We start from the raw sequence: 20,988 nt of genomic DNA, 5'->3' as shown, positions 1-20,988 counted from the left end.
CGAGCTAGAGACAAACAAGGCGAAAGTGGCTGGGGAAGCGGAGTCTACAATCAGTAGATGAGCATTCCGAAGCCACTTTCAACGCCGTTTGGCCGACGCGCAGCAGTCTTTGAGCAGTCTCTCAGCGCTTGGCCTGGACGCTGGCCACGTTCAGCTTGGCCGGCGGCGTGCGCAGGGCCATGTCCAGGGACTGCAGGGCCTTCCAGGCGTCCTGTTGCAGATCGGCGGGGTCGGCGTGATCGAACTTGATCTTTTCGCCGGCGGCCGGCAGCGGCGGACGGGTGCCGTAGATCAGCGCATAGAAGACCGAGGCGGTCAGGTAGGTGCCGGTAAAGGACGGGTGGCTGCCGTCGGGCAGGAACAGCCCCGGTTGCGGCTGATCGGCCAGGGCCTTCTGCCAGGCCTGGCCGACCGGGGCCAGCAGCGCGCCGGTTTCCTTGGCCAGGGGGGTGTAGACGCTGTCCAGCTGCGCCTGCATGGTCGGGTTGTTCTGCCGCGCCCAGGTCAGGTAGAGGATCGGCTGGGCGCCGTCCTTGCGCGCCAGGTCGGCGATCAGGCGTACGTACTGACGGGTGAGGTCCGGATTCTTCACCGGCATCATGCTGTGGTCCTGGATCACCACGTAGTCGTAGTTGGCCTTGGCCAGCTCGTCCTGCACGTCGTGGCGCTTCCAGTGTTCCTCGAGGCTGGCGCCGCTGAAGGTCACATGCTTGACGTCCAGCGGGCGCGACTGACCGGCGTCGACGGACATTTGACGGACCATCGCCGGCAGATCGTTGACGAAGGTATAGCTGTTGCCCACGAACAGGACGCGGATGGGTTCACCGGCCTGGACCTGACCGAGCACGCTGGAGCCCAGCAGGAAGAGGCCCAGCAAGGCCTGGCGTACGCTAATTCGCATGGTGTGTCCTCGAGGAAAGAGGTCGGAGAGGTGACGGCAAAATGCCGCCTGCGGTTTATACCCGAACCTCTTGCGAAAACCATGCTTGAACACCCGCGGCACCGCTACCAGTCGACGAGAGGTAGCGGCGCGGGGGACACAGTGAAGGCCTGTTACGCCTTCTTGAGTTCGGCGTCACGCAGTTCGCGACGCAGGATCTTACCGACGTTGGTGGTCGGCAGGCTGTCGCGGAATTCCACCAGCTTGGGTCGCTTGTAGCCGGTGAGATTGTCGTGCATGTGCTTGAGCACCTGCTCGGTGGTGAGGGACGCACCGGGCTTGGGCACCACGAACACCTTGATCTTCTCCCCCGCCACCTCGTCGGGGATACCAATGGCGGCGCACTGCAGCACCCCGGGCAACTGGGAGAGCACCTCTTCCAGCTCGTTGGGATAGACGTTGAAGCCGGACACCAGAATCATGTCCTTCTTGCGATCGACGATGCGCAGATAGCCATCCGGCTCGATCACGGCGATGTCGCCGGTTCGCAGCCAGCCCTCGGCGTCCAGCACCTCAGCGGTGGCTTCGGGTCTCAGCCAGTAGCCCTTCATGACCTGGGGGCCCTTGACGCACAGTTCGCCGGGGGTATCGAAGCCCTGGGCCACGCCATCGGCGTCCACCACCTTGCAGTCGGTGCCTGGCACCGGCACGCCGATGGTGCCTAGCCGACGCCGCTCCAGGGGATTGAAGCTCACCACCGGACTGGTCTCGGTCATGCCGTAGCCTTCGCAGATGCCGCAGCCGGTCACCTCTTCCCAGCGCAGGGCCACGGATTGCTGCAGCGCCATGCCACCGGAAAAGGTCACCTTGAGCTGGGAGAAATCCAGCTGGCGGAAATCCTCGTTGTTGCACAGGGCGGCGAACAGGGTGTTGAGGCCGACGAAGCCGTTGAAGCGCCACTGCCTGAGTTCCTTGACCAGCGCCGGCAGGTCGCGCGGATTGGTGATCAGGACGTTGTGGTTGCCCTGGATCAGCATGGCCATGCAGTGAATGGTGAAGGCATAGATGTGGTAGAGCGGCAGGGGCGCGATCATCACCTGGGCGCCGCCGCCCAGGTACTTGGTCATCAGCACCTGGCACTGCAGCATGTTGGCCACCAGATTGCGGTGGGTCAGCATGGCGCCCTTGGCGATGCCGGTGGTGCCGCCGGTGTACTGCAGCACGGCGACGTCCTCGGCCGCCGGGTCGGCGTCGACGAAATCGACGTGCTCGCCCTTGGTCATGGCATCGACGAAGCGGATGGCGTGGGGAATGCGATAGGCCGGCACCATCTTCTTGACGTGGCGGACCACGGCGTTGACCAGCAGGCGCTTGAAGGTCGGCAGCAGGTCGCCGACCTCGGTGATGATGACGTGCCGGATGTCGGTCTGCGGCAGCACCTGTTCGGCCAGGTGCGCCATGTTGGCCAGGCAGACCAGCGCCCGGGCGCCGGAATCCTTGAACTGGTGCTGCATCTCGCGGGCGGTATACAGCGGGTTGGTGTTGACCACCACCAGGCCGGCGCGCATGGCGCCAAAGACCACCACCGGGTACTGCAGCACATTGGGCATCTGCACGGCGATGCGATCGCCGGGTTGCAGGTCGGTATGCTTTTGCAGGTAGGCGGCGAACTGACCGGACAGCTCATAGAGTTCGCGGTAGCTCAGGGTGCGACCCAGGTTGCTGAACGCCGGGCGCTCAGCGTAGGTCTGGCAGGCCTCGCGGAATACCGCCAGGACGTTGCGATAACGGTCCAGGTCTATGTCTGTCTGGATGCCCTCGGGATATTTGTCACTCCAGAAATTCGGCATCATGCAGCCCGCTCCCGCTCTATGGTTATTGTTCGTTGGAGTGCCGTGATCAGCGCTGAACCGGCCCTGCGAGCCTAGCAGCTTTGCCCTGCCCGCAACAGCATCAATATCCGCCCTGAACGTCACCTAATGACCAAATAGTCAATTGTGGTCACCTTCTCCCGGGGCTTTTCCCGGCGTCGATTAGCCTCGGGCGGCGAGCCTGGGTAGAATGCCCGGCTTCGCGGCGTCCGCCGCCTTGTCACAGCTGCCGGAGCGCGTCATGAGCCTGACCGAAAACATCCCTTATGAAGCCCTCGAGATCGGCCAGAAGGTGACCGTGACCCGCACCATCGAGCAGCGCGACGTCTTGCTGTTCGCCGCCCTCTCCGGGGACTGCAATCCGCTGCACCTGGACGCCGAATTCGCCGCCAAGACGCTGTTTCGCGAGCCCATCGCCCACGGCATGCTCAGTGGCGCCCTGATCAGCGCCGCGGTGGCCTGCAACCTGCCGGGCCCGGGCACCCTCTATGTCGACCAGACCATGACCTTCGAGAAGCCGGTCAAGCTGGGCGATACCCTGACGGTGGAAATCGAGGTGCTGGAAAAGCTGCCGAAGTTTCGCGTGAACCTGGCAACCCGGGTCTTCAACCAGCACGGTGACAAGGTCGTCGATGGGGTCGCCAAGGTGGTCGCCCCGCGCAAGCCGGTGCAGGTGCAGCAGGTGGAACTGCCCCCCGTCACCGTCGGCTGATGTTCAGCAACGATCTGCTGCGCGTCGGCCTATCTGCGTTAAAAACGTCCTGGGTGGCCAGCTCCGCCTGGGCGGCCCCGTCGCAATGCTCATTTACCATTTGTAAACTCGAGCGCGAGTCCGATCCGCTTCCTCAGGCGTTTTTGCCTTGTTTGGCTCTAGCTCGCTAGATCGTAAAACATAGCTTAGCAACACCACCTCAACTCAGATCGGCCAGGCCTCGCTGCAGCGGGGCCTGCAGACTGAAGTCGCTGAACGCCACCTCCATGCCACCCCGCTCCGGGGTGCCACAGACCGGGCCGACACGGTACTCGGCGGCGACGGGCAGGCTGGCCAGGCGCAGCAGCGGCCAGCGCTGACCGTCGAGCGAGGCCTGGACCCGCAGGGTGCCCTGGGTCAGGGTAATCCTCAGCCACAGCTCTTCGCGCTCGCCCAGCGGTGCGCCTACGGCCAGATCCGAGCGTCCCAGGGTCAGGACGCTGAGCAATTGCGGGGTATCATCGAAGTAGCCGATGCCGGCCCGCAGCCAGTGCTGCTCGTCGATCCGCACCATCAAGCCGGCATGGTCGCCCTGGTTCTTGCAGCGCGCCGCCACCCGCAGCTGGGCGGTGAAGCCGCTGGTAACCCGGGCGCCGAAGAAGTGGCCGCTGTGGCGCTCGCCGCCGTCGTGGGTGTGGTTCCAGAAGTTACTGTGGCGATCGGTGATGACCCGCAGCCGCTCGGGCTCGGCCAGCCAGGTTTCAGGCTCGTTGATCCAGTGGCAGATGTCGAACATGGGGCTCTCCTCGCGTGCTCGCGCTTGGAGTCCCGCCTGCCCCGCAAGTTCGTCTAGACCCCACCTTTGAGGATGGCGGCGGCGATCTGGTTGAGGCCGATCTCCTGCTCCACCGCGCCGAGCTTCATGGCTTCCTTGGGCATGCCGTAGACCACGCAGCTGTCTTCGTCCTGGCCGAGGGTACGGCCACCGACGTCGCGCAACTCCTTGAGGCCACGGGCGCCGTCGTCGCCCATGCCGGTCATGATGATCCCCAGGGCATTGCTGCCCGCGGCCCGCGCCACCGAGCGGAACAGCACGTCCACCGAGGGGCGATGACGACTGACCGGCGGGCCGTCGACCACGTCCACCTGGTACTGGGCACCGCTGCGCTTGAGCAGCATGTGGCGACCGCCCGGCGCGATCAGCACCCGCCCCGGCAGGACCCGATCGCCATGCCGGGCTTCGCGCACTTCCAGCTCACAGAGGCGATCCAGGCGCTCGGCGAAGGCGGCGGTGAAACGCTCGGGCATGTGCTGGACCACCACGATGCCGGGGCAGACCCGCGGCAGCGAGGTCAGCACCGCTTCCAGGGCCTGGGTGCCACCGGTGGAGGTACCCAGGGCGACGATGCGTTCGGTGGTGCGCGCCATGGCCGGGCTGCCGCCGGCTGGCAGGATGGCGTCGGCGCTGAGCTTGGGCGTCGGCACCACAGGCACACCACGCGGCGCCAGGCGCTTGAGATTGGCCCGGGCGGCGGCCTTGATCGCGCTGGTGAGGTCATCCGAGGCGTCCTTGAGGAATTGCTTGAGGTTGGCCTGGGGCTTGGTGACGATGCTGACCGCCCCGGCGGCCATGGCCTGCAGGGTGGTGGCGGCGCCCTTCTCGGTCAGGGTCGAGCAGATCACCACCGGGGTCGGGCGCTCGGCCATGATCTTCTTGAGAAAGGTGATGCCGTCCATGCGCGGCATCTCCACGTCCAGCACGATGACGTCGGGCCACTGCTTGCGCATCTTGTCCTGGGCGAACACCGGGTCGGCGGCGACCCCCAGCACCTCGATGGCCGGATCCTCCGCGAGACTCTGGGCGAGCACCTGCCGCACCACGGCGGAGTCGTCGACGATAAGGACCTTGATCTTGTTCATGGAGTAAGTCTCGTAAGCGGCGGAACATAGGGTAGCTCCACCTGTTGCATGAGCACCCGGCCGTCGACGAGGTCCAGGGACAGTTTGCGATGGCCGGCGCCGCGGACATGGGTCCGCACCGAGTGGATACCGGCCTGGGCCAGCTGCGCCAGCGCCGCGTCGACATTGACGTCGCCAATGTTGCGGACGCGATCGCGCAGGAGCTGGGGAAACATGTTGCCACCGCCGTAGAGGTGCACCTGGTAGCCAGGCAGATCGCCGCCGTGGCGGGCAATGGCCCCCAGCATCAGCTGCAGGGATTCGTCGACATAGTGGCCATCGGCGGGCGCACCGGGGGCGGGGCGCTGACGCGTGGGCAACAGCGCATGGGTCATGCCGCCGAGGCGCCGCCGCGGGTGCCAGAAGACGAAGGACACGCAGGAGCCCAGGATGGTCCGGATCCGCAACTCGCCCTGGCCGAAATACCATTCGCCAGGACGCAGGAACAGTTCCGGCGCGGCTGCCATGGCTAGAGCGGACGTTGATAGATGGAAGGACTGACCATTTTCAGGGCGTCGGTCACCCCGTTGAGGCTCTCGGAATGGCTGACGAAGAAATAGCCACCGGGCCGCAGATGGCGGATCAGCCGGGCCACCACCTGGCGCTTGGTGGGTACGTCGAAGTAGATCATCACGTTGCGCAGGAAGATGATGTCGAAGGTGCCCAGCTCCGGCAGCGAGTTATTGAGATTGATCTGGCGAAAGGCGATCCGCGCGGTCAGCCGCGGATCCACCAGAAAGGTGCCGTCGTTGTCGCCCACGCCCTTGAAGCAATAGCGTCGCAACAGCGCCGGCGGGATGTTCTCGGCTTCGGCGAGCGGATACTGGGCGTTGCGTGCCTTGGCCAGCACCCGGGTGCTGAGGTCGGAGGCGACGATTTCCCAGGGGCGCTCGCCCAGCCCTTCGGCCAGGGTCATGGCCAGGGTATAGGGCTCTTCCCCCGAGGAGCAGGCGCCGCTCCACAGCCGCAGCGGCTGGCGTCTGTCCCAGTTCGGCAGCACCTGCTCGCGCAGGAAGTCGAAGTGCTTGGGCTCGCGAAAGAAGTAGGTCTCGTTGGTGGTCAAGAGATCGACCGCCATCTGGCATTCCGCCTGGTCGCGCTGGATCAGCTGGAAATAGGCGTCGTAGCTGGGCGTGCCGCGCTGGCGCACGCGCTTGGCCAGGCGCCCGCTCACCAGCGGGCGCTTGGCATCGGACATGCTGATGCCAGCGACCCGGAAGATGAAGCTGCGAAACTGGCGGAATTCGCTGTCGGTCAGCGCGGGAAGTTCCATGGTTCGCGACTCAGGCAGCCGTCATGGCGGCGAGCTGGGCGAGATCGTCTGCGCCCAGGACCCGATCCATGTCGAGCAGGATGACGAAACCGGCGCCCTGCTTGGCCATGCCGAGGATAAAGTCGGTCCGGATCGTGGCGCCGAAGCGCGGCGCCGGCTCGATGCCATCGGCGGCGATCTCCAGCACCTCGCAGACCGCGTCCACCACGATGCCGAACACCTGGGGGCCGCCGTCGACCTGAATCTCCAGCACCACGATGCAGCTGCGGCGGGAGGTCTCGGTCACCTCGTTGCGAAAGCGCACGCCGAGATCCATGACCGGTACGGCGGCGCCGCGCAGGTTGATGACGCCACGGATCGCCGGCGGCAGCATGGGCACCGAGGTGACCGCGCCGTACTCGATGATTTCCCGCACGCAACCGGTGTTCACGCCGTAGAGATCACCGGCGAGCTGAAAGGTCAGAAACTGGCGCAATAGCATCAGGCTTGCTCCTCGAAACGGGCGAAACCGGCCGGCACGCTGCCACGGGCCGCGCGACGGGGTGAGTCGATCAGCGCCGAGGTGCGCTCGGCCAGGCTCGGACCCGAGCGGTTGGCGCCGGGACGAGCGACCTGCTGGGCCACCGGCGAGCCGCTCAGGGTGAAGTACTCCATCAGTTGCTGAAGCTGCTCGGCCTGGCCGCTCATTTCTTCCGCGGTGGCAGCCAGCTCTTCGGATGCCGAAGCGTTCTGCTGGGTAATCTGGCTCAGTTGCAGCATGGCGCCGTTGATCTGCTCGACCCCGGCGCTCTGCTCTTCGGAGGCCGCGGTGATCTCCTGCACCAGGTCGGAGGTCTTGTTGATGGAAGGCACCATCTCGCTCAGGAGGGACCCGGCGCGCTCGGCCAGGGCCACGCTGCTCTTGGCCACGGTGCCGATTTCCTGGGCGGCGACCTGGCTGCGTTCGGCCAGCTTGCGCACCTCGGCGGCCACCACGGCGAAACCCTTGCCGTGCTCGCCGGCGCGGGCCGCTTCGATGGCGGCATTGAGCGCCAGCAGATTGGTCTGGTAGGCGATGTCGTCGACGATACCGATCTTGTCGGCGATGGTCTTCATGGCCACCAGGGTCTCGCGCACGGCCTGGCCGCCCTCGTCCGCTTCCCGCGCGGCCTTGCCGGCCATGCCGTCGGTGACCTTGGCGTTCTCGGTGTTCTGGGCGATGGAGGCCGACATCTCCTCGATGCTGGCGCTGGTTTCCTCGACGGAGGCCGCCTGCTCGGTACTGGCCTGGCTCATGCTCTGGGCGGTGGCCGAGACCTCTTCCGAGGCGCTGGCCAGGCCGTCGGCCGAGCTGCGCACGTCACTGATGATCTGCGCCAGGGTGGTGGTCATGGTGCGCACCGAGGCCAGCATGCTGGTGGTGTCGCCCTCGCGGGTCGTCACCTCGACGCTCAGGTCGCCGCGGGCGACACGCTGCACCACCTCGGCGGCATAGGCCGGTTCGCCACCCAGCTGCCGGGTCAGGCTGCGGGTGATCAGGTAGCCGAGCAGGATGGCGATCAGGGCCGCCACGGCGCCGATCACCAGCATCAGGTTGCGGGCATCCAGATAGGCGTCGGTCGCCGCTTCGCCGGCTTCCTGCATGCGCTGGGCCTGCAGGTCGTTCAGGACGCCAAGGGCGGTGACCAGGTCGGTGTTGTTGGGGGCAAAGACGTTCAGCAGGTAATCCCGGGCCTGGCTGCGGTCAGTATCCAGCAGGCGGAAATACTCGACGTACTTGTCCTGCAAGCGCTGACGTGCGTCCAGGACTGCGGCCAGCTTCTGCTTGCCTTCATCGCTGACGATCTTCTTCTGCAGATCGGCCAGAATTTCGCTATTACTCGCGCGCAGCTTGGCGATGTCTTCCCTGGTCTTGGCCACGGCGCGCTCGTCGTCCAGCAGCAGGAGGTTGCGCAGCAGCCGCCCGTTGTCCAGGGTGTTGCGCACCAGGGTATTGGCCTGGACGGTCATGGGGAAACGGAATTTCGACATGTTGTCGGCCGAGTCCTTCATGGTGCCCATGTTCAGCAGGGCGACGCCCATGACCAGCAAGAGCATCAGGATGGCAGTCCCGAAACCGATCGCCAGCTTGGTAGAGACGCGAAGTGTATTCAGCATGATGAAAGCGCCTCCGGCGCCGGTTACGACTGTATGGTTAAGAAGGCGCCGGTACCAGACGCCCGTGGCAACGCAGGGTCTCTCAGCCGGCGGCCTGAGCCAGGCTCGCCAGCTCCTGTACGTCCAGCACCTGGGCCACGTCGAGCAGGGTCACGAAGCCCTCTTCGGACTTGACCATGCCGGCGATGAAGTGCGGTGCCAGGCGACTGCCAAAGGCCGGCGCCGGACGGATGTCCGCCGCGGCGATTTCCAGCACCTCGCTCACTGCATCCACCACCACGCCCAGCACCTGGGTGTCTTCGTCGGCGCACACTTCCAGGATCACGATGCAGGTCCGCGGGCCGACCCGGGTCGGTCGCCCGCCGAAGCGGGCTTCCAGATCGACCACCGGAACCACGGCGCCGCGCAGATTGATCACCCCGCGAATGCAGGCCGGCATCAGCGGGACCTGGGTCAGTTGGCCGAACTCGATGATCTCGCGCACCGCGAGGGTATCCACCGCATAGGTTTCCCCATCGACCACGAAGGTCAGGTGCTGATGGCCGAGGTGTTCGTGGGCGATGTCGCCAAGGGTCAGGGCAGTCATGAAGCCATTACTCCGGGAAGCGGACGTAACCGTCCGGCAGGCCGCCCGCGGCCATCTGCGGACGACGTGGGGCTGGCTGGGCCGTGCGGCTGGCGGCCGGGCGCGTCTGCTCGATGGCACGTTCCAGGTCCTGGACCGCACGACCGTCGCCGGTGTGGAAGAAGCCCATCAGGCGCTGCAGCTGTTCGGCCTGACCGCTCATTTCTTCGGCGGTCGCGGCCAGCTCTTCCGAGGCCGAGGCGTTCTGTTGCGTGATCTGGTTGAGTTGCAGCATGGCGCTATTGATCTGAGTGACTCCGCTACTCTGTTCTTCGGACGCAGCGGCGATTTCCTGTACCAGATCGGAGGTCTTGCTGATGGACGGTACCATTTCGTCGAGCAGTGACCCGGCGCGCTCGGCCAGGGCCACGCTGCTCTTGGCCACGGTGCCGATTTCCTGGGCGGCGATCTGGCTGCGTTCGGCCAGCTTGCGCACCTCGGCGGCCACCACGGCGAAGCCCTTGCCATGCTCGCCGGCGCGGGCCGCCTCGATGGCCGCGTTGAGCGCCAGCAGGTTGGTCTGGTAGGCGATGTCGTCGACGATGCCAATCTTCTCGGCAATGGTCTTCATGGCCACCAGGGTCTCACCCACCGCTTCGCCGCCTTCGTTGGCCTCACGCGCGGCCTTGCCGGCCATGCCATCGGTGACCTTGGCGTTCTCGGTGTTCTGGGCGATGGAAGCCGACATCTGCTCGACGCTGGCGCTGGTCTCCTCGACCGAAGCCGCCTGTTCGGTACTGGCCTGGCTCATGCTCTGGGCGGTGGCGGAGATCTCTTCCGAGGCGCTGGCCAGGGCATCGGCGGACAGGCGCACGTCGCCGATGATCTGGTTCAGCTTGCCGACGGTGCCGTTGATCGACTCCTTGAGCTCCAGCAACTGGCCCTGGTAGTCACCGCGCACGGTGCGGCTCAGGTCGCCCTGGGCCAGCCCGGCCATAACGCCCATGGCTTCGTTGACCGGGGCGACGATGGCGTCCAGGGTACCGTTGATGCCGGCGACGATGCGGCGGAAGTCGCCCTGGTGGGCACTGGCATCGGCGCGGGTGTCGAGACGACCGGCCATGGCCGCCTGGCTGAGCTGGTTGGCGTCTTCGACCAGGCGCTGGATGTTGCTGCGGACCTGTTCGAGGTTGTCGTTGATCACCGCCTTCTGGCCGGGGAAGCGCTCCAGCGCCACCGACAGATCGCCTTCGCCAAAGCTCTTGACGCAGGCCATGGCCTTGGCGGAATCGCTCAGGTGGCCGGCGACCATGCCGTTGACGCCTTCGGCCATGTTGCGATAGGCGCCCTGGAAACGTTCGGCCGGGATGCGCACCACGGTCTCGCCGCGGTCGTGGGCCGCCGACATGCTGCTCATTTCGCTGATCAGGCCGCGCAGGGTGGTGACCATGTTCTGCATGGCCGCCATCAGGCTGGTCTTGTCGTCGCCGCGCAGCCGGATGTCGTCGGGCAGATCCCCAGCAGCCACGCGGCCAGCCAGGGCCGCCACGGCGGCGGGTTCACCGCCCAGCTGACGCAGCAGATTGCGGGTGATAAAGAAGCCCAGCAGGGCCACCGCCAGCAGGGTCGCTAGGGCGATGGACAGGGCCAGCCAGGTGGCCTCGACCTTGGTCTTCTCAGCGACCTTCACGCCTTGCAGCGCGAGGGTCTGGTTGTAGCTGACGTGCTCGTCGAGGGCCTTGTTGATGGTGGCCATCACCTCGCCACGACTGCGCATCAGGGTCTGGGCCTCGTCGTTGCGATTCTGCCGCGACAGGGCGACGACCTGCTCGCCCAGCGCGAACAGGGCATTGAAGGCGGCCCGATCGGTTGTCAGCAGCGCGCGATCCCGATCATCCGAGACCAGCGCCTCGTACTTGTCGAGGCTTTGACCGATACGCTCTTTGGCGGCAGCGATGTCCTGCTCCACCGTGGTCATGGCTTCGGGACTGGTCGATAGCACATGGCGATAGATGTTCACCACGTAGTCGGAGCGGCTGTCATTGACATCCCCGAGCGCCTTGAGGCTAGGAACGGTGTTGTCGTTGCCGTAGTTGGCCGCCTGGAACACCTGGTCGATCTCGTATTGCCCGGTGCCGGCCAGCACCAGGATGCCCAACAGCGCGGACAGCACCAGCAGCAACATTTTCTTGATGACGGTCATGTCGATGGTCTCAAAAAGGCCACCTGCAGGTGGCCGTTGGATAAGGGTCAGGATTCAAAGGGGACGTAGCCGTCAGGCACGCCCGAGGTACCCGTACGCAGAGCCTTGCCCGGGACCCGCATGGCCCTGGGCGAGGCCTCCAGCGCGCGCTCCAGGTCCTGTACCACCCGGCTTTCGCCGGTATTGAAGAAGCCCATCAGGCGCTGCAGCTGCTCCGCCTGGGTACTCATTTCCTCGGCGGTGCCGGCCAGCTCCTCGGACGCCGAAGCGTTCTGCTGGGTGATCTGGCTCAGTTGCAGCATGGCGCCGTTGATCTGGCTCACCCCGCTGCTCTGCTCTTCGCTGGCCGAGGCGATTTCCTGGACCAGGTCGGAGGTCTTGCTGATGGACGGCACCATCTGCTCCAGCAGGGTGCCGGCGCGCTCGGCCAGGGCCACACTGCTCTTGGCCACGGTGCCGATTTCCTGGGCGGCGACCTGGCTGCGTTCGGCCAACTTGCGCACCTCGGCGGCCACCACGGCGAAACCCTTGCCGTGCTCACCGGCGCGGGCCGCTTCGATGGCCGCGTTGAGCGCCAGCAGGTTGGTCTGGTAAGCAATGTCGTCGACGATGCCGATCTTGTCGGCGATGGTCTTCATGGCCACCAGGGTCTCGCCGACCGCCTGACCGCCCTCCCCGGCTTCCCGCGCGGCCTTGCCGGCCATGCCATCGGTGATCTTGGCGTTCTCGGTGTTCTGGGCGATGGAAGCCGACATCTGTTCCACGCTGGCGCTGGTCTCCTCGACCGAAGCCGCCTGTTCGGTGCTGGCCTGGCTCATGCTCTGGGCGGTGGCGGAGATCTCTTCCGAGGCGCTGGCCAGGGAGTCGGCCGACTGGCGCACGTCGCCGATGATCTGGTTCAGCTTGCCCACGGTGCCGTTGATCGACTCCTTGAGCTCCAGCAGCTGGCCCTGGTAGTCACCACGCACGGTGCGGCTCAGATCGCCCTGGGCCAGCCCGGCCATGACGCCCATGGCTTCGTTGACCGGGGCGACGATGGCGTCCAGGGTGCCATTGATACCGGCGACGATGCGGCGGAAGTCGCCCTGGTGGGCGCTGGCATCGGCGCGGGTGTCGAGACGCCCGGCCATGGCCGCCTGGCTGAGCTGATTGGCGTCTTCGACCAGGCGCTGGATGTTGCCGCGGACCTGTTCGAGGTTGTCGTTGATCACCGCCTTCTGGCCAGGGAAGCGCTCCAGCGCCACCGACAGATCGCCTTCGCCAAAGCGCTTGACGCAGGCCATGGCCTTGGCGGAATCGCTGAGGTGGCCGGCGACCATGGCGTTGACGCCTTCGGCCATGCCACGGAAGGTGCCCTGGAAGCGCTCGACGGGGATGCGGGCATCGGTATCGCCGCGATCATGGGCGGCGGATAGCTGCACCATCTCCGCCACCAGCAGCTGGATGTTGTCGCGAACCTGTTCCAGGTTGTCGTTGATCACCGCCTTCTTGCCGGGGAAACGCTCCAGCGGCGCGGCCAGATCGCCCTCGCCAAAACGCTTGACGCAGGCCATGGCCTTGGCCGAATCGCTGAGGTGGCCGGCGACCATGGCGTTGACGCCTTCGGCGACGTTGCGGAAGGTGCCCTGGAAGCGCTCCAGCGGAATGCGGGCCTCGGTCTCGCCGCGATCGTGCTCGCGGGCCATGGTGCTCATCTCCTGCACCAGGCCGCGCAGGGTCACCACCATGCGCTGCATGGCGGCCATCAGGCTGGAGTCGTCTCCGGCGCGCAGTTGCAGATCGTCAGGCAGGTCGCCTGCGGCGGTGCGGTTGGCGACCTTAGCCACCTCGGCCGGCTCGCCGCCGAGCTGGCGCAGCAGGTTGCGGGTGATGAAGAAGCCGAGCAGGCCGATCAGCAGCAGGGTGGCCAGGGAGATGCCGACCGACAGCAGCGTGGCCTGAGTGAGGGTGCCCTCCGCCAGGTTGGACTGCTCGGCTCCCAGCTTCTGGTTGTAGAGACGATGGGCGTCGAGGACATCCCCGACATGGGTGATGGTCTCCTGGTTTTCGCCCAGCAGCCGCTTGACCTCGTCATCCAGGCTGGCGCGCGACAGCGGGATCACCTTGGCGGCGAGCTGGTTGAGCGCGGCGATCGCCTGCTTGTCGTCTTCCCACAGACGCTTGTCGGTGTCGTCGGAGATCTGCCCCTCGTAGGCCTTGAGCGCCTCGTCGGTCAGCCGCTGGGATTCAGTGAGTTCCTTTTCGGCCTGCCGGGTGGCGGCTTCGCCGTCGGCGGCGAGGTGGCGATAGATATTGGTGATGACGTCGGCGGAATGGGCGTCGATGGCGTCGATGCCCAAAATAGCCGGCACGGTATCGTTGTTGCCGAAATTGGCTCGCTCGAAGACCTGGTGCAATTGATAGTAGGCCAGCCCTGCCAGGAGAATGATCCCCAGCAGCGCGGAGAGGACCAGCAGGGACATGCGTTTGGTAACGGTCATGGATTCTAAATCCTTGTCGGTCAGGTCAGCGCGGGAATGTGAGCCGGCGCAGCGGCGCCGGTGGACGCGGCCTCGCCAACCAGGCCGGGCACGTTGAGGATCAGCGCCACGGCGCCGGTACCCAGGATGGTGAAACCGCCAAGGCTGCGGTTGTGGCCGAACAGCGGACCGAGCGGCTTGATCACGGTCTGGAATTCGCCGAGCAGCTGATCGACCACCAGACCGGCGCGCTGGCCGGCATAGCGCACCACCACCACGTTCTGCCGCCGCGGCGGCGCTTCCTCGATGGCGAAGAGCTGGCGCAGGCGCAGCACCGGCAGCACCTCACCGCGCAGGTCGAGGTAGTCGTTGCCGTTGGCCTGGACACTGGCCGCCTCGGTCAACTCGATGCACTCCTCCACCGCCTCCAGGGGCACCACATAGGTGGCCTTGCCGACGCCGATGAGGAAGCCGTCGATGATCGCCAGGGTCAGCGGCAGGCGGATGGTCACGGTGGTGCCGCGGCCCTCCTCGCTGGTCAGGTCGACGCTGCCGCGCAGGGCGGTGATGTTCTTTTTCACCACGTCCATGCCGACGCCGCGACCGGACAGGTTGCTGATCTGCTCGGCGGTGGAGAAACCCGGTTCGAAGATCAGGTTGAACACGTCCTTGTCGGCCAGCACCTGGCCTTCGGTGATCAGGCCGCGCTCGGTCGCCTTGCGCAGGATGCGCTCGCGCGACAGACCGCCGCCGTCGTCGGTGACCTCGATCACGATGCTGCTCGCCTCGTGGTAGGCGTTCAGCCCCACGGTGCCCTGGGCCGGCTTGCCACGCGCCAGGCGCAACTCGGCGGACTCGATGCCGTGGTCCATGGCGTTGCGGATCAGGTGGGTCAGCGGATCGCCGATCTTTTCCACCACGGTCTTGTCCAGCTCGGTCTCGCCGCCGCTGATGCGCAGGGCGATGTCCTTGCCGATCTCCTTGGAGACGTCGCGGACCACGCGCTGGAAGCGGTTGAAGGTGGTACCGATCTGCACCATGCGCAGGGTCAGGGCGGTGTCGCGCACCTCTTCCACCAGGCGCGACAGCACCCCGGTGGATTCCACCAGAGCCGCCAGGCCACTCTGCTGGGCGATCAGCTGGGTCCCGGCCCCGGCGATGATCAACTCGCCAATGAGGTCGATCAACTGGTCGAGCTTGGTCGCATCGATGCGGATCAGTTGGCCTTCGCCCGCCGGCGCGCGCTGCTCCTTGATCTTGCGCTGCTTGTTCAAGGCCGCATCCACCACCGGCGGATTGACCAGCTGGGCTTCCACCAGGGCTTCGCCGATGGGCTGGCGCGGCGTCGCCGGATCGGCCTGGCGGCGCAGCACCTCTTCCAGTTCGGTAGCGGTCAGGGTGCCGCAGCGCACCAGGATCTCGCCCAGGCGCAGATCTTCTTCGGCCAGGTCGTCGATCAGCTGGCAGTAGTCGCTGCTGCGGCTGTGCGGCGGCAGGATGCGGATCTGACTGTCTTCGCGGACGAATTCGAAAGCGGCCTCGATGGTCTCCTTGTCGGCGTCGCTGTCGAAGGCGACCTCGAAGCCCAGGTAGCAGGTCTCCGGATCCATGTCGGCCGCGGCCGGAATGGCATCGGTCAGGGTGACGATGTTGACGATGCGACCAAAGGTGTTGAGGTAGCGCACGAAGGCCAGCGGATCCATGCCGTTGCGCAGCATGTCCGGACCGAAGCGCAGCGACAGGTGCCAGTGACCGGCGGCCACGCCGTCGACCGGCGCCACCAGGCTACGGGCGGCGGCAGCCGGCTGAGCGGCCTTGGCGCTCGGCTGCAGATAGTGCTCCAGGCGCTGCACCAGCACGGCGCCGGCGGCCTGGAAGTCGGGCTCCGGCTCGCTGCCGGAAGACACCCGGGCAATCAGGCCGTTGAGGTGGTCGCAAACCTCCAGGAAGAGCGCCGACAGGGTCTCGTCGAAAGCCAGCTCATTGCTGCGGATGCGGTCGAGCACGCTTTCAGCGACATGGGTGAAGGCCACCACATGGTCCAGACCGAACAGCCCGGCCGAACCCTTGATGGTGTGGGCGGCGCGAAAGATGGCATTGATCAGCTCGACGTCATCCGGCGCCTGCTCGATCTGCAACAGCGCGGCTTCCATCTGCTGCAGCAATTCCTCGCTCTCGGCGATGAATGTCTTGAGGATCTCGTCCATGTTCATGCGGCAACACCTTCCGCGGCGGCCGCGGTAAAGAAGTCGGTCAGACCTGCCAGCTCGAGCAACTCGGTAACGGCGGGGCTGGGGTCGACCAGTTCGAGGCTACCGCCCAGACGCTGCGCCTCCCGGTGGGCCAGCAGCAGCAGCTGCAGACCGGCGGAGTCGAATTCATCGACCTCGGCCAGCTCCAGCGCCACGGTGACCCCGGCGGTCAGGGGCTCCATCAGCAGCGGCTTGCTGTCGGCCGCGGTGTAGATGGTCAGCGGCCCGGTGAGGGGCAAGCGGGTACGAACGACATCGTTCATGGGGGCAGCCTCCAGGGCCATCAGGGCATGATCAGTTTGGAAACCGCCGCCAGCATCTGCGCGGGCTGGAACGGCTTGACCATCCAGGCCTTGGCGCCGGCGGCCTGGCCGGCGGCCTTCTTGGCGGCATCGGATTCGGTGGTGAGCATGATCACCGGGGTGAACTTGTAAGCCGGCAGCTTTTTCGCCGCGGTGACGAAGGTGATGCCGTCCATGTTGGGCATGTTCACGTCGCTGATGATCAGGTGCACCTTGCGACCGTCCAGCTTGGTCAGGGCATCGCGGCCGTCGCAGCCTTCGATGACGTCGTAGCCCGCGCTTTTCAGGGTCATGGACACCACCTGGCGGATGGAGATGGAGTCGTCGACGATCAGAATGGTCTTGTTGCTCATGACAGCTTTCCTTAAAAGAACGTGATATCGGAGTCGGCGGGGGCGGCGGCCGGTCGCTTGCCGTGGTGCACGGCGACCTGCTCGGCCATGGTGTAGGTGCGGGCCAGATCGGCGAGCCAGCCGCGGGTGTCGAGGGTCGGCAGCGGCTGACCACTGGCGGCCAGGGCGCGACGGTCGATCACCAGGCGCTCGAGGCGGGCCTGGTCGTCACGGATGTGGCCAAGCATCTGGCTGACGCGATCCTGGAATTGCAGGGCGACCAGTACCTCGGCGATGGCGCCACCGACGGCAGTGGCGTTCTCGGCCAGAGCGTCGCTGCGCTCGACCACGTCGCGGGTGGTGCCGCCAAAGGCGCCGATGACCTGTTCGATGGTCTCGCCGGACTGATTCAGGGTGCCGGTGTCGCGTTCGGCATGGAGCTGCGACAGCTCCAGGGTGCGGGCGATGGCGCCGTTCACCGTTTCCACGGTTTCGCCGATCTTCTGCCCGGTATCGCCGGACAGGGTGGAGAGCTTGCGGACCTCATCGGCAACCACCGCGAAACCGCGCCCGGCTTCGCCAGCACGGGCGGCTTCGATGGCGGCGTTGAGCGCCAGCAGGTTGGTCTGACGCGCCACGTCGCCAACGTCCTTGGCCATGCTCTTGAGCTGTTCGGTCAGGCCGGCCAGGCCATTGATCTCGTTGAGCAGCGCGCCCTTGCTCGACAGCGCCTCGCGCAGCGATTGCAGGATGCCATCCAGCTGGTTCTGGCTGCTGGCCATCAGATTGACCAAGCGATCACCACTGCCTTGATCGGAGCCGGCGACGCTATGGATGCGGCCAGCCAGTTCGGCGAAGCGACTGGTCAAACTGACGATTTCCTGCTCGGTATGGGCGCGCGCCGCTTCGATCTGCTCGGACCACACCGGCAGTACCGCCACGCACAGGGCTTCGAGGGCCTCGTCCCGCCCGCTGGCGGGACTCTGGCTCACGGCCTGTCCAGCGGAACGCTCGGCCTGACGCGCCTGGGCACGACGCACCTGCCAGAAACCCAGGCCGGCGGCCAGCACCACCTGAATAGCACTCAGAGTCAAGGTGGTCGACGTCACGCCGCCCGTGTACAGGATCGCACCGGTACCGCAGGCACCGAGCAATGCAGGGGTGAATGTAAGGTCGACGAGCGAGGGCGAAGAAGAGGCGTGTTCCACAGGAATGTACCGGTCTAGACGCCAGCGAAGGCGGGAAGGTGTGACCGGGTTATCAGCTCTAGAACGCTAAACTTTAGCCACGGACAGATAACTTATTGCCATAGCATAGTGCCACTACAGTGTTTTCCGCCAGATTTACCTAGAGCTCATCCCGCCGTTTCGCCCGTGCTAGACGGCCTGCCATGGCGCCGGCCTCCTCCAAAACCTCTCTGACATAGCCCAGATGGCGGCTCGCCGCCTCGCGTGCCTTTTCCGCTTCCCCGGCGACGATCGCCTGGTACAGCGCTCGGTGCTGCTCCAGCAGCCGCTCGCGGGTCTCACCCCGTTGGGCGTGCATTCCGCCGATGTTGGTCACCATGTGATGGCGCAGCAATTCGAACAGGCTGCGGATGCTGTGCAGGTAGACGGCGTTATGACTGGCCTCGGCGATGGCCAGGTGAAAGGCCGCATCGGCCTCGCCCTCCTCTTCCCGGGTCAGGGTCTCGCGCCAGCGGTAGCAGTCCTCCAGGCGCTCCCAGGCCAGGGTCAGCCGCGCCAGGTCCGGCTCCGTGGCGCGCTGGGCGGCGTAGTAGGCACAGGCGCTTTCCAGGGTGTGGCGAAATTCCAGCAGATCGCGGCGGGTTTCCTCGCGGCTTTCCAGCAGCGGCAGCAGGGGATCGGTGAAGGCGCTGTTGAGCGCCTCGGTGACGTAGGTACCGCCGCCCTGCCGGCTCAGCAGCAGACCGCGCGCGATCAGCTTCTGGATGGCTTCGCGCAGCGACGGTCGCGACACCCCGAAGCGCTCGGCCAGCACCCGCTCGGCCGGCAGACGCTCGCCAGGGCGCAGCGAGCCTTCGGCGATCAGCGCTTCCAGGTGCTTGACGATGTCGTCGGACAGACGACGTTGCTTGACCGGTTCGAACCCCATGAAAAACCTCGAAAAATGCTGTGGACAGCAGCGGCCGTCCGCCAGGCGGAAGGGATGGGCCGACGAAAGTCGCACATCGAGGGGTTTGACAGAGGCAAAGACCCCGCTTAACGTGCGTGAAGTCGCTCTTGTAAATTGGTCTTACCAATTTTTGCCACAGGCCGCGACCTTGTGCAACCCCGTCCTGCCGCCTCCCTACAAAAACAATCAAGGAGCACCCGATGGATACCTGGCAACAGATCTATCTCCCCCTTGGCAGCCTGGGCCTTTCGGCCTTCGTCGCCGCTTTGCCCATTCTGTTCTTCTTCGTCGCGCTCGCCGGTCTGAGACTCAAGGGCCATGTGGCGGGCGCCATCACCCTGGCGATCGCCCTGCTCATCGCCCTGTTCGTCTACCGCATGCCGGTGGACAAGGCGCTGGCCTCGGCCGGCTACGGTTTCCTCTACGGTCTCTGGCCCATCGCCTGGATCATCGTCACGGCGGTATTCCTCTACAAGCTGACGGTCAAGAGCGGCCAGTTCGACATCATCCGCAGCTCGGTGCTGTCGATCACCGATGACCAGCGTCTGCAGGTACTGTTGATCGGCTTCTGCTTCGGTGCCTTTCTGGAAGGTGCGGCCGGTTTCGGCGCGCCGGTGGCCATCACCGCCGCGCTGCTGGTGGGCCTGGGGCATAACCCACTTAAAGCGGCGGGCCTGTGCCTGATCGCCAACACCGCACCGGTAGCCTTCGGCGCCCTGGGCATCCCGACCATCGTCGCCGGTCAGGTGACCGGCATCGACGCTTTCAAGATCGGCGCTATGACCGGTCGTCAGCTGCCGCTATTAGCGCTGCTGATACCGCTTTGGCTGATGTTCATGATGGATGGCATGCGTGGCCTGCGGGAAACCTGGAAACCAGCGCTGATCTGCGGTGGCACCTTTGCCGTGGTCCAGTACCTGACCTCCAACTTCCTTGGCCCGGAACTGCCCGACATCACCTCGTCGCTGGCTGCCATGATCGCCCTCACCGGCTACCTCAAGCTGCGCCAGCCGCAGCACGCCACCGCGGGTGCCACAGCGGTAGTCGGTAGCGGTGGCGGCGCCGCCATGCTGGGCGGTGGGACCGGCTTCGGCAGCGGCGGTCGGCTGCCGCCGGAGCATTCCCTGGGCACCGTGATCAAGGCCTGGTCGCCGTTCCTGATCCTGACCGTAATCGTCACCATCTGGACCACCAAGGCCTTCAAGGCACTGTTCGCCAGCGGTGGCGCCCTCTATGCCTTGGTAATCAACGTACCAGTGCCTTATCTGGACAAACTGGTCATCAAGGCGGCGCCCATCGTGGCGACCCCGACCCCCATGCCAGCGGTCTACAAGCTCGATCTGCTGTCGGCCTCCGGCACCGCCATCCTGATCGCGGCGCTGATCTCCATGGCCATCTTCCGCATCAAGCCCTCGACCGCCCTGGGCGTGTTCAAGGAAACCCTGGTGGAATTGCGCAAGCCGATCCTGTCCATCGGACTGGTGCTGGCCTTCGCCTTCGTCGTCAACTACTCGGGCATGTCCACCACCCTGGCCCTGCTGCTGGCCGGCACCGGCGCGCTGTTTCCCTTCTTTTCGCCGCTGCTGGGTTGGCTGGGGGTGTTCCTGACCGGTTCGGATACCTCGTCCAACGCCCTGTTCGGCTCGCTGCAGGCCACCACCGCGCACCAGATCGGCGTTTCCGACACCCTGCTGGTGGCGGCCAACAGCTCCGGCGGCGTGACCGGCAAGATGATCTCGCCGCAATCCATCGCCGTGGCTTGCGCCGCCACCGGCATGGTGGGCAAGGAGTCCGACCTGTTCCGCTTCACCGTGCGCCACAGCATCGGCTTCGCCGTGCTGGTCGGGTTGATCACCCTGGCGCAAGCCTATGTGTTCACCGGCATGCTGGTGCACTGATCGCGCGGTTCCCGGCGGCGGCTCCGGTCGC

General features: G+C 65.8%; 17 protein-coding genes and 2 pseudogenes. 2 read left to right on the top strand and 17 right to left on the bottom strand.

The genetic code is table 11. The features are described from left to right. Positions 1 to 121: 121 nt before the first annotated feature. Positions 122 to 901 carry an SGNH/GDSL hydrolase family protein gene (locus tag CFE50_RS12310; protein ID WP_241809650.1) on the bottom strand — a complete coding sequence of 260 codons (780 nt, stop codon included), beginning with the start codon at positions 899 to 901 and terminating at the stop codon, positions 122 to 124. Positions 902 to 1,053: 152 nt separating this feature from the next. Then, positions 1,054 to 2,733 (bottom strand): long-chain fatty acid--CoA ligase, encoded by a 1,680-nt coding sequence (locus CFE50_RS12305; RefSeq protein WP_241809649.1) that lies wholly within the window; start codon positions 2,731 to 2,733, stop codon positions 1,054 to 1,056. 259 nt (positions 2,734 to 2,992) lie between these two features. Here CFE50_RS12305 and CFE50_RS12300 point away from each other — a divergent pair, with 259 nt between their 5' ends. Continuing rightward, positions 2,993 to 3,463 carry a MaoC family dehydratase gene (locus CFE50_RS12300; RefSeq protein ID WP_007162137.1) on the top strand — a complete coding sequence of 157 codons (471 nt, stop codon included), beginning with the start codon at positions 2,993 to 2,995 and terminating at the stop codon, positions 3,461 to 3,463. Positions 3,464 to 3,662: 199 nt separating this feature from the next. On the opposite strand, the gene CFE50_RS12295 is transcribed toward CFE50_RS12300, so the two are convergent. The 15 genes and pseudogenes from CFE50_RS12295 to CFE50_RS12230 all read right to left on the bottom strand — a co-directional run bounded on the left by CFE50_RS12295 (position 3,663) and on the right by CFE50_RS12230 (position 19,038). Next, on the bottom strand, positions 3,663 to 4,238 hold the full coding sequence (locus CFE50_RS12295) for a DUF1349 domain-containing protein (RefSeq protein WP_286733863.1): 576 nt from the start codon (positions 4,236 to 4,238) through the stop codon (positions 3,663 to 3,665). Positions 4,239 to 4,291: 53 nt separating this feature from the next. Beyond that, complete coding sequence (locus tag CFE50_RS12290; RefSeq protein WP_286733860.1) at positions 4,292 to 5,362, bottom strand: protein-glutamate methylesterase/protein-glutamine glutaminase; 1,071 nt, start codon at positions 5,360 to 5,362, stop codon at positions 4,292 to 4,294. Continuing rightward, positions 5,359 to 5,868 carry a chemotaxis protein CheD gene (locus CFE50_RS12285; RefSeq protein ID WP_286733858.1) on the bottom strand — a complete coding sequence of 170 codons (510 nt, stop codon included), beginning with the start codon at positions 5,866 to 5,868 and terminating at the stop codon, positions 5,359 to 5,361. Before CFE50_RS12285 ends, CFE50_RS12290 begins: the two co-directional genes overlap by 4 nt. Positions 5,869 to 5,870: 2 nt before the next feature. Next, on the bottom strand, positions 5,871 to 6,674 hold the full coding sequence (locus CFE50_RS12280) for a CheR family methyltransferase (protein ID WP_286733855.1): 804 nt from the start codon (positions 6,672 to 6,674) through the stop codon (positions 5,871 to 5,873). A 10-nt stretch (positions 6,675 to 6,684) separates the two neighbouring features. Next, on the bottom strand, positions 6,685 to 7,155 hold the full coding sequence (locus CFE50_RS12275; protein ID WP_286733853.1) for a chemotaxis protein CheW: 471 nt from the start codon (positions 7,153 to 7,155) through the stop codon (positions 6,685 to 6,687). Beyond that, positions 7,155 to 8,810 carry a methyl-accepting chemotaxis protein gene (locus tag CFE50_RS12270; protein ID WP_286733850.1) on the bottom strand — a complete coding sequence of 552 codons (1,656 nt, stop codon included), beginning with the start codon at positions 8,808 to 8,810 and terminating at the stop codon, positions 7,155 to 7,157. Before CFE50_RS12270 ends, CFE50_RS12275 begins: the two co-directional genes overlap by 1 nt. An 82-nt stretch (positions 8,811 to 8,892) precedes the next feature. Further along, positions 8,893 to 9,396 (bottom strand): chemotaxis protein CheW, encoded by a 504-nt coding sequence (locus CFE50_RS12265; RefSeq protein WP_286733848.1) that lies wholly within the window; start codon positions 9,394 to 9,396, stop codon positions 8,893 to 8,895. Positions 9,397 to 9,403: 7 nt separating this feature from the next. Then, entirely contained in the window at positions 9,404 to 11,578 is a 2,175-nt protein-coding gene (locus tag CFE50_RS12260; protein WP_286733844.1) for a HAMP domain-containing methyl-accepting chemotaxis protein, read from the bottom strand. Between the two features lie 184 nt (positions 11,579 to 11,762). Beyond that, positions 11,763 to 12,480: pseudogene (locus CFE50_RS22835) on the bottom strand (methyl-accepting chemotaxis protein); the annotation flags it as partial. A 54-nt stretch (positions 12,481 to 12,534) separates the two neighbouring features. Further along, positions 12,535 to 14,058: pseudogene (locus CFE50_RS22830) on the bottom strand (MCP four helix bundle domain-containing protein); the annotation flags it as partial. Positions 14,059 to 14,078: 20 nt separating this feature from the next. After that, on the bottom strand, positions 14,079 to 16,250 hold the full coding sequence (locus CFE50_RS12250) for a chemotaxis protein CheA (RefSeq protein ID WP_286733840.1): 2,172 nt from the start codon (positions 16,248 to 16,250) through the stop codon (positions 14,079 to 14,081). Then, complete coding sequence (locus tag CFE50_RS12245; RefSeq protein WP_286733837.1) at positions 16,247 to 16,552, bottom strand: STAS domain-containing protein; 306 nt, start codon at positions 16,550 to 16,552, stop codon at positions 16,247 to 16,249. The genes CFE50_RS12250 and CFE50_RS12245 overlap by 4 nt, the downstream gene beginning before the upstream one ends. Before the next feature lie 20 nt (positions 16,553 to 16,572). Further along, complete coding sequence (locus CFE50_RS12240) at positions 16,573 to 16,944, bottom strand: response regulator (RefSeq protein WP_007162125.1); 372 nt, start codon at positions 16,942 to 16,944, stop codon at positions 16,573 to 16,575. Positions 16,945 to 16,955: 11 nt separating this feature from the next. Beyond that, positions 16,956 to 17,705, bottom strand: coding sequence for a methyl-accepting chemotaxis protein (locus CFE50_RS12235; RefSeq protein ID WP_241809660.1), 750 nt, complete (start codon positions 17,703 to 17,705; stop codon positions 16,956 to 16,958). Positions 17,706 to 18,270: 565 nt separating this feature from the next. Then, on the bottom strand, positions 18,271 to 19,038 hold the full coding sequence (locus tag CFE50_RS12230; protein ID WP_286733829.1) for an FCD domain-containing protein: 768 nt from the start codon (positions 19,036 to 19,038) through the stop codon (positions 18,271 to 18,273). 221 nt (positions 19,039 to 19,259) lie between these two features. On the opposite strand from CFE50_RS12230, the gene CFE50_RS12225 reads away from it, so the two are divergent. Next, complete coding sequence (locus tag CFE50_RS12225; protein ID WP_286733826.1) at positions 19,260 to 20,957, top strand: lactate permease LctP family transporter; 1,698 nt, start codon at positions 19,260 to 19,262, stop codon at positions 20,955 to 20,957. Positions 20,958 to 20,988: the final 31 nt, after the last annotated feature.

The organism is Pseudomonas sp. PGPPP4, from assembly GCF_002256045.1.
GTDB lineage: Bacteria > Pseudomonadota > Gammaproteobacteria > Pseudomonadales > Pseudomonadaceae > Chryseomonas > Chryseomonas oryzihabitans.
The sequence above is the reverse complement of the archived record's forward strand: the minus strand, read 5'-3'. Positions and strand labels throughout refer to the sequence as shown.

What these genes read in the sequence shown, in the direction of transcription:
- CFE50_RS12310 (WP_241809650.1), bottom strand. Translation starts at nt 901, where the DNA reads ATGCGAATTAGCGTACGCCAGGCCTTGCTGGGCCTCTTCCTGCTGGGC.
- CFE50_RS12305 (WP_241809649.1), bottom strand. Translation starts at nt 2,733, where the DNA reads ATGATGCCGAATTTCTGGAGTGACAAATATCCCGAGGGCATCCAGACA.
- CFE50_RS12300 (WP_007162137.1), top strand. Translation starts at nt 2,993, where the DNA reads ATGAGCCTGACCGAAAACATCCCTTATGAAGCCCTCGAGATCGGCCAG.
- CFE50_RS12295 (WP_286733863.1), bottom strand. Translation starts at nt 4,238, where the DNA reads ATGTTCGACATCTGCCACTGGATCAACGAGCCTGAAACCTGGCTGGCC.
- CFE50_RS12290 (WP_286733860.1), bottom strand. Translation starts at nt 5,362, where the DNA reads ATGAACAAGATCAAGGTCCTTATCGTCGACGACTCCGCCGTGGTGCGG.
- CFE50_RS12285 (WP_286733858.1), bottom strand. Translation starts at nt 5,868, where the DNA reads ATGGCAGCCGCGCCGGAACTGTTCCTGCGTCCTGGCGAATGGTATTTC.
- CFE50_RS12280 (WP_286733855.1), bottom strand. Translation starts at nt 6,674, where the DNA reads ATGGAACTTCCCGCGCTGACCGACAGCGAATTCCGCCAGTTTCGCAGC.
- CFE50_RS12275 (WP_286733853.1), bottom strand. Translation starts at nt 7,155, where the DNA reads ATGCTATTGCGCCAGTTTCTGACCTTTCAGCTCGCCGGTGATCTCTAC.
- CFE50_RS12270 (WP_286733850.1), bottom strand. Translation starts at nt 8,810, where the DNA reads ATGCTGAATACACTTCGCGTCTCTACCAAGCTGGCGATCGGTTTCGGG.
- CFE50_RS12265 (WP_286733848.1), bottom strand. Translation starts at nt 9,396, where the DNA reads ATGACTGCCCTGACCCTTGGCGACATCGCCCACGAACACCTCGGCCAT.
- CFE50_RS12260 (WP_286733844.1), bottom strand. Translation starts at nt 11,578, where the DNA reads ATGACCGTCATCAAGAAAATGTTGCTGCTGGTGCTGTCCGCGCTGTTG.
- CFE50_RS12250 (WP_286733840.1), bottom strand. Translation starts at nt 16,250, where the DNA reads ATGAACATGGACGAGATCCTCAAGACATTCATCGCCGAGAGCGAGGAA.
- CFE50_RS12245 (WP_286733837.1), bottom strand. Translation starts at nt 16,552, where the DNA reads ATGAACGATGTCGTTCGTACCCGCTTGCCCCTCACCGGGCCGCTGACC.
- CFE50_RS12240 (WP_007162125.1), bottom strand. Translation starts at nt 16,944, where the DNA reads ATGAGCAACAAGACCATTCTGATCGTCGACGACTCCATCTCCATCCGC.
- CFE50_RS12235 (WP_241809660.1), bottom strand. Translation starts at nt 17,705, where the DNA reads ATGGCCAGCAGCCAGAACCAGCTGGATGGCATCCTGCAATCGCTGCGC.
- CFE50_RS12230 (WP_286733829.1), bottom strand. Translation starts at nt 19,038, where the DNA reads ATGGGGTTCGAACCGGTCAAGCAACGTCGTCTGTCCGACGACATCGTC.
- CFE50_RS12225 (WP_286733826.1), top strand. Translation starts at nt 19,260, where the DNA reads ATGGATACCTGGCAACAGATCTATCTCCCCCTTGGCAGCCTGGGCCTT.